The sequence below is a fragment of the Corynebacterium sp. KPL1818 genome (genome assembly GCF_000478135.1).
GTDB classification, from domain to species: Bacteria; Actinomycetota; Actinomycetes; order Mycobacteriales; family Mycobacteriaceae; genus Corynebacterium; species Corynebacterium accolens.
This window is the reverse complement of sequence record NZ_KI515759.1, coordinates 353783-368724: the sequence shown is the minus strand read 5'-3', so window position 1 is coordinate 368724 and position 14942 is coordinate 353783. Positions and strand designations below refer to the sequence as shown.

The window sequence follows — 14942 nt, the reverse complement described above, 5'->3', positions numbered from 1 at the left end:
TTAGCCAGAAAACGCAGAAACCGGAGCGCCTCCTCAAGGAGGGCTCCGGTTTAGTCACTGCTTAATACCTAGTCCGGGCTTCAAGCCCGCACTAATCTGCTCATCCGCTGATTCAGGCGAGATTAGAACTTGAACAGTGAGAAGAAGTTGCGCAGTGGCTTCAAGAGGCGGGCAATGCCAGAGAACTGGTTGAAGAATTTAACAACGCCCGCCACAAAAGCAACCACCCCAGCAACTACACCAAAGGCAGCGCCGAAGTTAGAGCCGCCCTTTTCACCGCCATTGCCTGGAATCTGCGGCTTGCCCGGCTTTTCACCGGCACCGTTGCCCGGAGCCTTTGGCTTTTCCGACTCTTTACCAGCACCGTTGCCTGGGCCCTGCGGCTTCTTCTGGTTTTCACCACCATCTTTATCCGAAGCCGGCGGCTTCACCGAATCCTCACCAGTACCCTTGCCCGGGCCCTTTGGCTTCTCCGACTCTTTACCAGCACCATTGCCCGGCGCCTGTGACTGCTCCTGGTTTTCACCACCATCATTGCCCGAAGCCGGCGGCATTACCGAATCCTCGTCGGCACCCTTGCCCGGAGCCTTTGGATTCTCGGACTCTTCACCGGCATCATCGCTCGGACCCTGCGGCTTCTCCTGGCTTTCACCACCATCATTGCCCGAAGCCGGCGGCATTACCGAATCCCCTTCGGCACCCTTGCCCGGAGCCTGACCACTACCGCTGTCAGGGTTCTGCTCAGGTTGCGACTCACTACTCTTATCAGCTGGCTTAACAGTGACTAAAACGGGAGCATCCTTCTTTGCACCCGGACCTAAGGAATCGTAAATTGGAATAACGGGTATTTGTTGGCCAACCTTTAATTCAAGTCCTTCAGGAACATCGAATTCAAAGGTGAAAACTTTACCATTAGAGGTTTTACCCTCTTCAACAGAGCTTTGCTCGAGCTCTAGGTCTTCAGTTAAAACTCTTCCGTTTGGGAAAGTAACCTGAATTGTCTTCTTTTGGCCTGGGAGTAAAAAGACAGAGCCCGTGATTTTCCTAGCCCCCGCTTTAACCTCGCCCACTCTTAGGGGCGAACCAGATTGCTGTTCGTCATTAGCAACAACCTTGCTATCACCGCCGGAAGAAATGTCGTCGGCTCTTACATCACTGACAGCCGCGGAAGGCAATAACTGCTGCGACTCTTCTTCAGCAGGAACGGGATTATTGTCCTTCTCTGGGAGCTCCATAGCAACCGGCGTCAATTCTTCCGAGCCTAGCTGAGAAGTCTGATCCTCACTCAATTCGTAGTTTGGCTGCAGATTATCCGCATCGTTGATATTTAATCCAGAATCAGCATCGCTACTATTCCCGAATTCCTGTGTGCCGTTGACATGCTCATCAGAGGCCCAAGCAACTGGGGCAACAGCGGTACCTACGAGAGATACAGAGAGGGCTGCAGAAGCGAGAACACGCTTATTGAGTTTCATACGAACCTTCCAAGGGGTACTACGAACCACGGGTTCTATATGCCAGGAAATGCTTTCAAGGAACGGAAAGCATGAGCAAACACCGCGGAAAGTGGGATAACACGAACCTTATCGTGCCATTTACGTTTTTAAACGCAGGATTAGTAAACCATATTGGTTTCCCGCATAAAAGTTCCAAACCGGAAAAGTGCCCGAGATCACCTAAATGCCGCACCTGTAGCATGGAGTAACCATTTTCGGTAGTCGGTTCCATCAAACAGACACATGCAGCGATTACTTCAACCCCGTACAGCATCCACCGGACCAACACGCAGTTAGGTCGACACAACCATCACAGATCACCAAGTATCTCAGCCAACGCGAGGCTAAAACTAAATGACCAAGGTTCGATTTCCCAGCCCATCCATCAAAAAAGAAACCGGAGCACCTCCATACGGAGGGCTCCGGTTTAACTGCTGATTGAAGCGTAGTCAGAACATCGACCCCGCACTAGTCCACCAATACGGATGAACTTAGAACTTGATGTTGAACTGCGCCAAGAAGTCACGCAGGGGCTGCAAAATACGAAGCATGCCTAAGCCATGGTTGAAAATTTTCGCAATGCTTGCCACCACAGCAGCCAAACCAGCAAGACCAGCAATTACACCAAAGATACTACCCAAGTCAGAGCCACTCTCTCCAGCGCCACCACCTGGGAATGGCGGCTTTGGCGGATTCTCATCATCAGCTGGCGGCTTTGGCGAATTCCCACCATCGCCTGGAGGCATCGGCGGATTCCCACCATCGCCTGGAGGCATCGGCGGATTCTCACCATCGCCCGGAGCCTCATCATTACCGTTACCAGCAGACTTCACAGTAACCTTAACGGGTTCATCTACGCCATAATCGTAGTAAATTGGGAAAACGGATATTTCATCGTTGGTCTTTAGCTCAACCCCTTGTGGAACGTCGAATTTAAAGGGGATGACTTCACCTTTAGAGGAATTTCCCTGAAGTTGGAGCTCTAAAATTTTGAAGTGTGGGAAAGCAATCCAAATTTTTTTAATTTGACCCGGGAGCACAAAAAGGGAGCCAGTGACTTCCTTATCCCCCGCTTTGACATCGTTTACCATTAGGGGAGGTCCAGGCTGCTGTTCATCACCCACAGGTCCCTTGCGACCATCGCCGGAAAATTTGTTGTTATAGTCCACCACCCCGGCGACCCAAGAAGGTAGCACATGATTCAGCGCTTCTTCAGAATGGAGACGAGTACCGTCTGCACTCAAGAGCTGCTTAGCCACTTCTCTCAATTCCTCAACATTTAGCAGAGAGATCTGGCCCCCACTCCAATTGCAGTTACGCTGCAGATATTTCGCAATGTTGACATTGATTGCAGCATCAATATCGATGCCTGCCTGGAAGTTCTGCGCACAGGTAAGGTGCTCATCAGCAGCCCAAGCGACTGGAGTAACAGCGGTAGTTACGAGGGACACAGAGAGCGCCACAGAAGCGAGAACACGCTTATTAAGTTTCATACGAACCTTCCAAGGGGTACTACAAGCTACGGGCCCTAAACGCCTCAATGTACTTTCAAGGAAAGGAAAGCATGAGCAGACACCGCAGAAAGTGGGATAACACGACCCATGTCGTGCCATTGACGTTTTTAAACGCAGAATTAGTAAATCATATTGGTTTCCCGTTCAATAGTTCCCCCCGCTAAAAAGTGTGCGACATCACTCAATAGCCATGCCTGTAGCGCAGCATAACGCTTATCGATAGTGGACCCCGTTAAATGGGGATGTCCACTCGGTACATCAAGTAGCGCGAGCCTAAAGCTAAACAATCAGAGGCCGCTTCCCTGCCCTCCTTTAACCAAAAAGAACCGGAGCACCTCCGCAAGGAGGGCTCCGGTTAAGTTCCCATCTGAAGCACAGTCTCAGATGGAATTAGAACTTGATGTTGAACTGTGCCAAGAAGTCACGCAGTGGCTGAAAGATACGGGCCAGGCCTGCGTTCTGGTTGAAGATTTTAGCAATGCCTGCCACCACAGTGGCCAAACCAGCAAGACCAGAAATTACGCCAAAAATATTGCCGAAGTTAGAGCTGCCCTCTCCAGATTCATTGCCCGGCACCGGCGGCTTTGGCATTTTGTCACCGGCACCCGGATTGTCGCCCGGTTCTTCTGCCTTATCGGCAGCTTCATTAATTTCTGCCTCATAGTTGACCTCCGCGGTCGTTAACTGGTCAATCTCCTCGGGACTGATAGCGAAAGAACCGTCCGCTTTCTTCAACTCTTTAGCCACCGACTTCAAGTCTTCAATATTGAGCTTGGAAATCTGCTCGGCGGTCATTTTGCAGTTCCGCATCAAGTGTTCCGCCACATTGCCGTTTGCATCGGCGTCAAAATCACTTCCCACGCGGAAGTTCTGTTTGCACCGTAGATGCGGCGCATCATCATCAGCCCATGCGCCGGGAGCAACAGCGGTAGTAGCGAGGGATACAGACAATGCTGCAGAAGCGAGAACGCGCTTATTGAGTTTCATACGAACCTTCCAAGGGGAACTACAAGCTACGGATTCCATACGTCACGGTTTACCTTCAAGGAAGGGAAAACATGAGCGTACACCGCAGAAAGTGGGATAACACGACCCGCGTCGTGCCATTTACGTTTTTGAACGCAAGATTAGTAAACCATATTGTTTTCCCATCTAAAAGAACCATACTGAAAAAGTGTGTGCGATCACTAAAAAGACGCGGGTCTAGTGGACAATGTAACGGTTGCCAATGGTGTCCTAGTTAAACATGTTCCAACGATTGCGTCGGCTTCGATGGCACGCTCCACATCACAGTCCGCATTTCCATCTCCCGTGTTTTGTATTCGTTCCCCGCCTATTGGACGCACTGATTCGCAAGTGCACAAAGCGGCCCGGTCGAACGCTGTAGAAAGCATCCGGCCGGGCCGCTTCGGAGTGGAGCTTTACGCTCTTAGTTCTGCGCTACGGTGGCGGTGACTCCGGTGAGGATATCGTGGGCACCCGCAAGCGGTTCGGTGACCACAGAGAACTCCGTAGCCAGTACCTCGCCTGCGATGGTGTCAGCGTGGCGCTGCGCCCACTCCTTCTTGTCTTCGGGCACGGCAAGAACCACGGAGATGCGGTCAGATACGTCGAAGCCGGAGTTCTTGCGGGCATCCTGCAGGCCGCGGATGACGTCGGCGGCCCACCCTTCGGCCTCGAGTTCTTCGGTGACCTCGGTGTCTAGGACGACGAGGCCATCTAGGCCCTCGATGCGGGCCGTGGAATCCGGGTTCGCAGCCTGCAAACGCTCGGTGTATTCCTCAGGGCTCAAGACGATGTCGCCGTCTACCACGACCTCATCGCCGCGGCGCTCGTAGTTGCCCGCCTTGAGGTTCTTGATGGCGCGCTGGACATCTTTGCCCAAGCGCGGGCCAGCAACCTTGGCGTTGCAAACCACCTGGAAGGTGCCGACGGAATCGACATCATCAGTAAGCTCAACCTCTTTGACGTTGACCTCGTCGCGAATGATGTCCGCGAAGTCCGCCAGGCTCTGCGAGCCCGCGAAGGCCACGGTGAGCTTTGGCAACGGCAGGCGGTTGCGCAGCTTATTAGCCTTGCGCACCGAGGATGCAGCCGATGCCACCGCGCGAGTGGCGTCCATGGCAGAAACCAGGTCCGCATCCGCGGGGTAGTCCTCGGCCTTCGGGAAGTCCGCCAGGTGGACGGAGCGCTCACCGGTCAGGCCGCGGTAGATGACCTCGGCGACGTGCGGCAGCAGCGGGGCCACCACGCGCGTGGTGGTCTCCAGCACGGTGTAGAGGGTATTGAAGGCCTCCGGGTTGGCATCCTCGCCGCCCCAGAAGCGATCGCGGGAGCGGCGGACGTACCAGTTGGTCAGCACATCGGCGAAAAGGCGAACCTCTTCGGTAGCGGTGGCGATATCGGTCCCCGCCAGCGCGGCATCGACGTTGGCCACAAGATCGTGGGTCTTGGCCAGGATGTAGCGGTCGAGCACGTGCGTGGAGCTCGTATCGAACTTAGCTTCCTGCTCGGCGTAGAGCTGCAGGAAGGTATACGCATTCCAGATGGGAAGCAGCGCCTGGCGCACGCCCTCGCGGATGCCCTGCTCGGTGACGATGAGGTTGCCGCCGCGCAGGATGGGCGAGGACATCAGGAACCAGCGCATGGCATCGGAACCATCGCGGTCAAAGACCTCGTTGACGTCCGGGTAGTTGCCCTTGGACTTGGACATCTTGAGCCCGTCATTGCCCAAGACGATGCCGTGGGCCACGACCTTCTTGAATGCCGGGCGATCAAAGAGCGCGGTAGACAGCACGTGCAGCAGGTAGAACCAGCCGCGGGTTTGCCCGGAGTACTCCACGATGAAGTCCGCCGGCGAGTGGGTTTCAAACCACTCCTTGTTTTCAAACGGGTAGTGCTTTTGCGCAAACGGCATGGAGCCGGATTCGAACCAGCAGTCCAGCACGTCCGGCACGCGGCGCATGGTGGACTTGCCGGTGGGATCATCCGGGTTCGGGCGGGTCAGCTCATCGATGTGCGGGCGGTGCAGCGACTCCGGGCGCTTGCCGAAGTCCCTCTCCAGCTCGTCCAAAGAGCCGTAGACGTCCATGCGCGGGTACTCGTCATTATCGGACATCCACACCGGGATGGGCGCGCCCCAGTAGCGGGTGCGGGAGATATTCCAGTCACGGGCGCCTTCCAGCCACTTACCAAATTGGCCATCGCGGATGTGCTCCGGCAGCCACTCGATCTCGTTGTGGTTAAGCTCCACCATGCGATCGCGGAATTCGGTGACCTTTACGAACCATGCGGGCAGAGCCATGTAGATAAGCGGCTCGCCCGAGCGCCAAGAGTGCGGGTAGGAGTGCTCGATGGTGACGTGGCGCACCACTCGCCCAGCGGCCTTGAGGTCCTTGATGATGGACTTATTCGCATCGAAGACCAGCTGGCCCTCGTACGGCGGGACCTGGGAGGTGAACTTGCCGTCCTCATCCACTGGGACCACCAACTCGATGTCGTACTCGTTGGTGGTATTCATATCGTCTTCACCAAAGGCGGGTGCCTGGTGGACAACACCCGTACCGTCTTCGGTGGTGACGTAGTCCGCCAACAGCACCTGATAAGCATTGCGCAGGTCTGGAAAGAAGCCGAAGATCGGCTCGTACTTAAAGCCCTCGAGCTGCGCGCCGGTGAAGGTGTCCAGCACCTCCGCCTCACCCAGCTCCTTTTCCAGGGTGCCCAGCAGGTTTTCGGCCATGATGAACGTGCGGCCGGCGAATTCGCCGTCGGTGGCCTTAAATAGTGCGTAAGAGACCTCCGGGTGAACCGCCAGCGCCTCGTTGGACGGCAGGGTCCAGGGGGTGGTGGTCCAGGCGAGGAAGGAGGCATCGGCAAGCGCGGGGTAATCCGCCAGTGTCTTCTCCGCCGCGGTGCCCTCGCGAGCGCCCGCGACCGGGAAGGTCACCGTCAAGGTGGGATCCTGGCGCATCTTATAGGAATCATCCAAGCGCGTTTCCTGGTTGGACAAGGAGGTATGCTCCGCCCAGGAATACGGCAGCACGCGGAAGCCCTTGTAGATTAGGCCCTTGTCATACAGCTCCTTGAAGGCCCACATGACCGATTCCATGAAGTTGATATCCATGGTCTTGTAGCCATTATCAAAGTCCACCCAGCGGGCCTGGCGGTTGACGTAATCTTCCCACTCATCGGTGTATTCCAGCACCGACTTAGCGCAGTACTCGTTGAACTTATCCAGGCCCATGTCCTCGATCTGGGCTTTATCGGTGATCCCGAGCTGTTTTTCCGCCTCCAGCTCCGCTGGCAGGCCGTGGGTATCCCAGCCGAAGACGCGGGGGACGTAATTTCCGGCCATCGTGCGGTAACGCGGCACGATATCCTTGACATAACCGGTCAGCAGGTGGCCGTAGTGCGGCAGGCCATTGGCAAAGGGAGGGCCATCATAAAAGATGTATTCGGGGCAGTCCTTGGTCTTTTCCAAAGAAGCCTGGAACGTATCGTCCTGCTTCCAGTACTTCTGGACTTCTTCTTCCATATCCGGGAAACGGCTCGAGCCGCCGGTCATATCGACCTTGGGGTAAATCTTTTTCACCATTATCTTCCTTCACGCTATAACTTGATGCAGGGACGGGCCAATGGCTCGCGGTACCACCCTGCTTGAGCTAAAAGCTCCGCTTCGTTTCGGTGAAGGAGATAACGGTCCCACCCGTTCAGTTCTACTGAGCCTTATGGCCGTTCTTCTGAATTGCTCCCCCGGTGATGGCCGGATCATCGCATGTGCCCGCCAGTATAACGCCACACGAACGCTGTGCACAAAAGTTATCCACAGGTAGAAATTTTCCTGTTGTACGCGGTTGCGCGCGGCCATAGATTATGAAGCATGACCGCGCTCGAGAATTACTTAGCAGCTATGGCCCCGGGGATGGATATCGTCGCCGGGTGCGCTGGCCTGTCTGAGGACGATCTGCGGGCGCATGGCGCGCCGGAGCACACGGCGCGGGAGCTTATCCTGCTCAAAGAGGCTTATTGCGGAAACACCAAATTCACCGGCCGACGCCGGCGAGCCATGGACGGTGCCCGGCGCAATGGTCATTCCATCGTGGCGTTGTCCATCATCGAAAAGTATGCCCGCAAGATGCCCACGCTTTTCGATGCCTGGCTTCTCCGCGAGCAGCTCTGCACTACCAACGCCGGCACGGCGGACCTAGAAAAACTGGCAAAACCTAAGCTACCTGCGAAAAAGAAGAAGGTTAAGCCTGGGGTGCGCATCATTCGCCGCAAGAATGCGCCGTGGACCCTGGCCATCGATGCGCGCTCCACGCTTATTGCAGACCTTCATGCCGCGCTACAAGAGAGCAGCAAGGAGCCGCTCGAGGCGGTGGAACAGACCTTTTCGGCGGCGGTACCGCCGTGAAGACCACGGTGATGACCAATGTCCTGGTCAGCCTGGATGACTACGTGCGCATCATCAACGGCGATGGCGAGGAAATCCAGCTCCAAATGACCAATGGCGCTACGCTTACCGGCGCCGAGTACCTCGAGCGCGCGCTTAAGGATCGCGGGTTGATTACGCTTATTAGTCCCTATGAGGGAGCGGTGAACCTGTACCGCACGGAGCGCTTTGCCAATGCGAAACAACGCCTGATGGCCGCTGCAGAAAACCCAATCTGTCCGTGGCCACGGTGCAATAAGCCCGCTGACGAATGTCAGATTCATCATTTGGAGCCGTGGTTGCACGGTGGATTGACCAACATAGGTAACTTATCCACAGCCTGCGCCTACCACAACGGGGTCAACGACGATGATCCCAATGCCCCGCCGCTGCGCGGGCACCTCGTCCGCCGGAATGGAACTATCCGGTGGGAGCCCCCAGATTAGATAATTATTATACGGGGTTCGTGGCGGATCTGCGGAAGGGACCGCCGCAGGAACGGGATTCACAACCCGGACGGGGAATCTGAGGGATCCGAAGAAACTGAGGAAACCGCGACCCGGTAAACCGCAGATGGTGCGGCTGATTACGGGCGGTGCGTGCAGTTGGGATGGCGCGGTTAGTGCGGCTGGCACTGGCGTTGGACCCCACCGGTTAGACAAGGCGCCGCCGTGCGCCTACTTTCGCATGCCGCAATGGCGGAAGCTAATACTTCTGACCGAACGTGGCCGAATCTAGACCAGCCTGACCCTACCTGACCCAGTCTGACCGGGGCTGAGCGATCCTGGACGGCGCTGGGCCTAGTTCTGCTTCCAGCCCTGAGACAGGTCTTCTTCAAGGGCGTTATTATCCGCACGGTACTTGCGCGCCCAATCGATAATAAACAACACGATACCGGAGCCCGCTGCAATAAAAACGAGGTACAACGCCCAATCGGCGGTGTTTAAGACATACATCACCAAAGCCACGAAGGCCACAAGGGCAAGGACGAGGGCAGCAACGAGCATGTCAGTTCCTCTCAGAGGGGGTTAAAAGTAGCTATGGGAACAATCATAGCGAGGTGGATAAAACCACAATAGCGCCCACTCCCCTAGAGTCGTGGGCGCTACGGGTAACTATTTTGACTTAGTTACTGCCAACCGGCTACTTAGTTCTTGCCGGCATCGCCGTTTGGTGCGGCGGTTCCGCGGGTCTCGAGCTCTTCCAGCTGGGACTCGAGGAGGGTCTTCAAGCGGGTGCGGTACTCACGCTCGAAGGTGCGCAGCTCGGAGATGCGCGCCTCCAGGGCGGTCTGCTGCTGCTTGACCGTGTTCATGACCTCGGTGTGCTTCTTCTCGGCATCGGCCTGCAGCGATGCGGCCTTCTCCTCTGCCTGACGAATCTGGGCCTCGGCGCGAGAGGAAGCATCGGACTCGGTCTGCTGAGCCTTGGACTCTGCCTCAGAAACCAGCTTCTTGGAGCGGGCTTCTGCATCCTGCACCTGAGCGTCGTACTTCTTCTGCGCCTCGGCAAGCTGTGCCTTGGAACGGGAGTCGGCATCGGAAAGCTGCTTTTCTGCCGCCGTGCGGGCCTCAGACAGCATGGACTCAGACTCTGCGCGAGCCTCAGAGGTCAGGCGGTCCGCCATCTCCTGGGCCAAGCCCAGAACGCGGGCTGCCTGCATGTGCGTATCCGGGGTAGCCAAGCCATCTGCGCCCTGTGCCGCACCAGCACCGGCAGCGGCCGCTGCGGCGCTGGAGGCAGCCGAGTTGGAGGAACCAGCGGCGGAAGCGGACTTCTTCAGGCTCTCGTTCTCGCGCTGGGAAGACTCCAACTTCTCCTTGGTCTGCTTAGCCTCTGCGCGAGCCTCCTCGGCTTCCTTCTTGGCCTTCGCGGCCTCATCGCGAGCGGCCTTGAGCTCAGCGGTATTAGCGGCGGCGGTGGCGCCAGCTGCGGTGGCATCGGCACCGCTTTCCTTGGCCTTTGCGGCCTCGGCCTGGGCGGCCTTTACCTGCTCCTGAGCCTTCTTGGTTTCTTCCTTAGCGCGAGAAACCTCGGACTTGGAATCTGCCAACTTGGTTTCATACTCAGCACGCAGCTTGGCCTCAATCTCCTTGCGCAGAGCTTCTTCATCTGCGCCAGAGGTTGCGGCGGCTGCGGCACCAGCCCCTGCTCCGCCGGCCTTGGCGCCGGAGCTAAGATCGCTCACCTGCGCCTGCAGGTCTTCGTTCTCATCCTGCAGTTGGGCAAGGGCGTCCTCAACGAGGTCGAGGAACTGATCTACCTCATCCTCGTTGTAGCCACGCTTGCCAATTGGCGGCTTGCTGAACGCGACGTTGTGTACATCAGCTGGTGACAGTGGCATGACTTGTCTTCCCCTTCGAGTTGATAGAACCCCGGAGGTTCCAGGGCCTTAGGAGCTGCGGTTCCAGTTTATCTAAACCTTCCCCACAAAGTTATATGTGGTTCATGATACGGATTATCGCATTTTATTGTAACCGAAAGTCCACAATAATGGACGTAACGCTGACTCTCAATGTCTACCACAGGTTACGGAGTGATGCGGGGTCGTCCTACAAGAAAATTACCTGCAGAAAAAGCGTCAGGAACGACAGGATGAAAAACAGCACTAGGACGGAAACATCCAGCGCGATTCCGCCCATCTGCAGCGGAGGAATGACCCGGCGCAGCGCCTTGACCGGCGGATCCGTGATGGCGAAAAGGGGCTCAGCGATGATCATAAACCAGCGCGGCGGGTTGAATTGCCGCGAGAAGGATTGGATCATCTCGATAATAATCCGGGCGATCAATACCCATGTATAAACCCTCACCAAGAAGATGAGAATAATTCCAATTTCAGTCACGATTACTCAGCCTATCGAATAGTCCCCCGCACGTGCGCATTGCGCACCGTACGGGGGTTAATGGGATGTGCGTCGTTGTACCTAGCCCGCGAACCTAGCGCAGACCGGCGGCGCGCTCTAGTTCAGGCTTGGCAATATCGGCGGACTTAGGCACGACGGCGAATACCTTGCGCTGGGTGTCCATGCCCTTCGACAGGTTGAGCATGCGGCCTTCCAGGCCGAAGCAGAGGCCTGCGGCGAAGTCGATGAAGCGCTTGGCGGTGCCGCGCTCGGCGTCGGTAAGCTCAAAGACCACTGCATCGCCGTCGCGGAAGGGCTCGCCCACCTTGGCGGCGTCGTTGAACGAGGTCAGGGAGATTGCCACGATAGTCGGAACGAACTTTTCCTCGACGGGCGCTGGCGCTGGGGCCGGCTCGTAAGCCTGCGGGGCGCGGCGCGGGGCGTAGGCCGCAGAAGTGGCAGCTCCGTTGCCCGCGTAGCGCGGCTCGTCGTTGTAGTAGGCGTCGTCTTCTTCGAAATCCATCGGACCAAGCCCGAAGAAATTCTTCGTCCTATCAATGAATGACATTTTTGGGTCTCCCTCTGACCTGAATTTGTTCAAGTTCAAGCGCGCAAATGTGAATGATGTGACTCATGTGATTTACGCTGTGAAATGCGCTTTTGCGATATTTTTAACCTACTGGGCGCTTTCCCATGATGCTGGTTCCGACACGCACAATATCCGTGCCCGCGGCAATCGCCGCATCCATATCCGCGCTCATCCCGGCCGATAGTTTAAGCTGCCGGCCGAGGCGCTCGGACAGGCGATCCACGTCTGCGCGCACCGTAGAAAATATCTCCTGCGCATCGGCATCGAGGGGAGGAACCACCATGAGCCCGGCGAATTCTAGGTGCTCCGCCGCTTCGACAGCCTCGATGACCTCATCCCGCTCCTCGCGGACTACTCCACCGCGGGAGGTATCGCCATCGGCAGAAACCTGAATGAATATCGGGAGGTTGGACTCTCGCTGGCCGCGTTCTTTGGCCAGGCTCACGCCGCGGTCAAGCGCGTTGGCCAGTTTCACCGAATCCACCGAATGCACGCTGGCGGCCCACCGCGCGACGTGGTTGGCCTTCTTGGTTTGAATCTGGCCAATCATGTGAAAGCGCAGCTGGTCTAGTTTCTGCGCCTTTGCCCGGGCTTCTTGCTCGCGGTTTTCCGCTACATCTTCCACCCCGAGCTCCGCTAGAAGGGCGATATCCTCTGCGGGGTGAAACTTGGTCACGACCAATAGCTGCGGTGATGGGCGGTCGTGCTCGGCGGCAATGGCGCTGATGTGTTCCTTCGTTGCGGCAAGATTATCTGCCAGTTCTTGTTTCCGGTTACTCATGATTAGCCTCCAACCAAATCACACCGGCCTGGCGGCCGGTGGTTCCTTCGCGGCGATAAGAAAAGAAATCCGTGTCCTCAATGGTGCAGCGCGGATCCGAATCGATATTGGTAATGCCCAGGCCCATCAATTGGCGGATAAGCCCAGCGCGCACGTCGATGCCCCACGTCCCTTTCGCGGTCCTACACTTCGAGCCGGGAAGGCGCCGTTCGACATCGTTGGCCATTTCTTCTGGCACCTCGTAGTTTTTCCCGGATGCGGCGGGTCCCATGACCACCTGGATTCGCTCCGGCTGAGCGCCAAGTTTCTGCATCTCGCGCACGGTATTGACCACGATGCCGTTGCGGGCACCGAGCCGGCCGGCGTGGGCGGCGGCGATGACGCCGGCGGGGACATCGACAAGCAGCACGGGAGTGCAATCGGCGACGAGGACGCCAAGGCCAAGCCGGCGTTGCGTGGTCACCACCGCATCCGTGGCTGGAACCGGTGACTCGTGCGGGCCGTCGATAATGGTGACCGTATTGGTGTGGAGCTGTTCCATCCATACGATGTTCTCGAGCCCGGTCACGCGCAAGAGGCGCTCGCGGTTGGCCGCGACGTTGGCTGGCTCGTCGCCGACGTGGCCGCCAAGATTGAAAGACTCATAGGGATATGCAGACGCCCCGCCTGCACGGCTAGTAAAAACCATACGGACGGGGCGGCTGGTGCGATGTTCCTCGTTTACTGGCATGCACACCAGCGTAGCGGTTTGTGCTTAGCGCATGAAGGACGGCACATCGAGATCGTCGTCGCCATCGTCATCGCGGCGCTGGCTTGGCCGGGACAGGCGGTAGTCTTCGCGGCGCTCCTCGCGGAAGCGATCGGAGTTGGTAAACAGGCCGGTGGATTCGGTGCGGCGCTCCTCGGGGCGGCGTTCTTCCACACGGCGGTCGTCGTAGCGGCGATCGTCTACGCGGCGCTCATCAGCGCGGCGGTCCTCCACGCCACCCTGACCGGCGCGCGGCTCATAGGAGTGGCGCGGTGCGTAGTCATCGGCGGCGGGCTGGGCAGGTGCGGGGGTGGCGGAGTTGCCGGACTCGCGGTCACGGTTATCAAAGAGGGAGCCGGGCTTGCGCTGCTCGGGGGCGCGCTGGGCGGATGCGGCCTGGGCGGCATTGGCCTCGGCGTCGAAACCGGTAGCGATGATAGTGATGCGGATTTCATCGCCCAAGGTGTCATCGATGATGGTGCCGAAGATGAGGTTGACGTCTTCGTCGGCACGCTCTTCGACCATGGAGGCCGCGGAGTTGACCTCGTGCAGGCCCAGGTCGGAGCCGCCGGCGATGGATAGCAGCACACCTTTGGCGCCTTCCATCGTGGATTCCAATAGCGGTGAGTTGATGGCCTGCTCGGCGGCGGTCATGGCGCGGTTATCGCCCCGTGCGGAGCCGATGCCCATCAGCGCGGAGCCGGCATCAGACATGACGGAGCGAACGTCCGCAAAGTCGACGTTGATCATGCCCGGGATGGTGATCAGGTTGGTAATCCCCTGGACACCATTGTGCAGAACCTCATCGGCCGCGCGGAAGGCTTCCACGATGGAAAGCTCTTCCCCACCGAGCTGCATCAGGCGGTCATTTGGAATAACGATGAGGGTATCGCAGACCTCGCGCAGCTCCTCGATGCCGGCCATGGCCTGGCGGGTACGGCGCGCGCCCTCGAACTTGAAGGGGCGGGTGACAACGCCCACGGTCAGCGCGCCCATCTTCTTCGCAATGGAAGCCACAACGGGGGCGGCACCTGTACCAGTGCCGCCACCCTCTCCGGCGGTAACGAAGACCATATCGGAGCCCTGCAGGGCATCCTCGATTTCGGACTTGTGGTCTTCCGCAGAGGTCTTGCCCACCTCAGGGTTGGCGCCGGCACCCAATCCGCGGGTGGCCTCGCGGCCGATGTCGAGCTTGGTATCGGCATCGGAGAAAATCAGCGCCTGGGAGTCGGTGTTGATGGCGACGAATTGGACGCCCTTCAGGCCTTCTTCGATCATGCGGTTCACGGCGTTGACGCCGCCGCCGCCGACGCCGACGACCTTGATATCCGCGAGATTGTTGTTGGAAGAGATCATGTGAGCAGGTCTCACCTTTCGCTACTTTAAGTCTGCACGTGCATTAAACGAGGATTGTATGCGCTTCACGAGCGTGAATCGCGTTCCCCTCCATCTTTAACGACACACCTGTAATTTTCATGCTCATTTTACGCGTGTCGGGACTCTCAAGTACCACTTTAGGGTTGCTGGCCTGCGGTTTTGT

Annotated in this window: 11 protein-coding genes and 1 pseudogene; 1 reads left to right on the top strand and 11 read right to left on the bottom strand. The window is 57.6% G+C overall.

What is annotated here, in order from left to right:
• Positions 1-122 precede the first annotated feature (122 nt).
• From HMPREF1261_RS12760 to ileS, 4 genes are all read right to left on the bottom strand, one after another.
• On the bottom strand, positions 123-1475 hold the full coding sequence (locus HMPREF1261_RS12760) for a hypothetical protein (RefSeq protein WP_023030500.1): 1353 nt from the start codon (positions 1473-1475) through the stop codon (positions 123-125).
• Positions 1476-1987: 512 nt separating this feature from the next.
• Entirely contained in the window at positions 1988-2989 is a 1002-nt protein-coding gene (locus HMPREF1261_RS07445) for a hypothetical protein (RefSeq protein WP_023030499.1), read from the bottom strand.
• Positions 2990-3400: 411 nt separating this feature from the next.
• Positions 3401-3997, bottom strand: coding sequence for a hypothetical protein (locus HMPREF1261_RS07440; RefSeq protein ID WP_023030498.1), 597 nt, complete (start codon positions 3995-3997; stop codon positions 3401-3403).
• Between the two features lie 442 nt (positions 3998-4439).
• A complete protein-coding gene (ileS, locus tag HMPREF1261_RS07435; RefSeq protein WP_023030497.1) occupies positions 4440-7604 on the bottom strand; it encodes an isoleucine--tRNA ligase in 3165 nt (1054 codons plus the stop codon).
• Positions 7605-7889: 285 nt separating this feature from the next.
• Here ileS and HMPREF1261_RS07430 point away from each other — a divergent pair.
• Positions 7890-8887: pseudogene (locus tag HMPREF1261_RS07430) on the top strand (HNH endonuclease signature motif containing protein).
• A gap of 354 nt (positions 8888-9241) precedes the next feature.
• Here the strand turns inward: HMPREF1261_RS07430 and HMPREF1261_RS07425 are convergent.
• From HMPREF1261_RS07425 to ftsZ, 7 genes are all read right to left on the bottom strand, one after another.
• Positions 9242-9448, bottom strand: coding sequence for a hypothetical protein (locus HMPREF1261_RS07425; protein ID WP_005278448.1), 207 nt, complete (start codon positions 9446-9448; stop codon positions 9242-9244).
• A gap of 140 nt (positions 9449-9588) precedes the next feature.
• Positions 9589-10785, bottom strand: a complete 1197-nt coding sequence (locus HMPREF1261_RS07420; RefSeq protein WP_023030494.1) for a DivIVA domain-containing protein — start codon at positions 10783-10785, stop codon at positions 9589-9591.
• A gap of 208 nt (positions 10786-10993) precedes the next feature.
• Positions 10994-11284 (bottom strand): YggT family protein, encoded by a 291-nt coding sequence (locus HMPREF1261_RS07415; protein ID WP_005278444.1) that lies wholly within the window; start codon positions 11282-11284, stop codon positions 10994-10996.
• Positions 11285-11378: 94 nt separating this feature from the next.
• A complete protein-coding gene (locus tag HMPREF1261_RS07410) occupies positions 11379-11852 on the bottom strand; it encodes a cell division protein SepF (protein ID WP_005283848.1) in 474 nt (157 codons plus the stop codon).
• A 103-nt stretch (positions 11853-11955) separates the two neighbouring features.
• The gene (locus HMPREF1261_RS07405) at positions 11956-12654 is read right to left on the bottom strand and encodes a YggS family pyridoxal phosphate-dependent enzyme (RefSeq protein ID WP_023030493.1); all 699 of its coding nucleotides are present in this window, start codon (positions 12652-12654) and stop codon (positions 11956-11958) included.
• Positions 12647-13384, bottom strand: a complete 738-nt coding sequence (gene pgeF, locus HMPREF1261_RS07400; protein WP_023030492.1) for a peptidoglycan editing factor PgeF — start codon at positions 13382-13384, stop codon at positions 12647-12649. The genes HMPREF1261_RS07405 and pgeF overlap by 8 nt, the downstream gene beginning before the upstream one ends.
• Before the next feature lie 24 nt (positions 13385-13408).
• Positions 13409-14758: a cell division protein FtsZ gene (gene ftsZ, locus HMPREF1261_RS07395; protein ID WP_023017237.1), complete on the bottom strand. Its 1350-nt coding sequence runs from the start codon at positions 14756-14758 to the stop codon at positions 13409-13411.
• Positions 14759-14942: the final 184 nt, after the last annotated feature.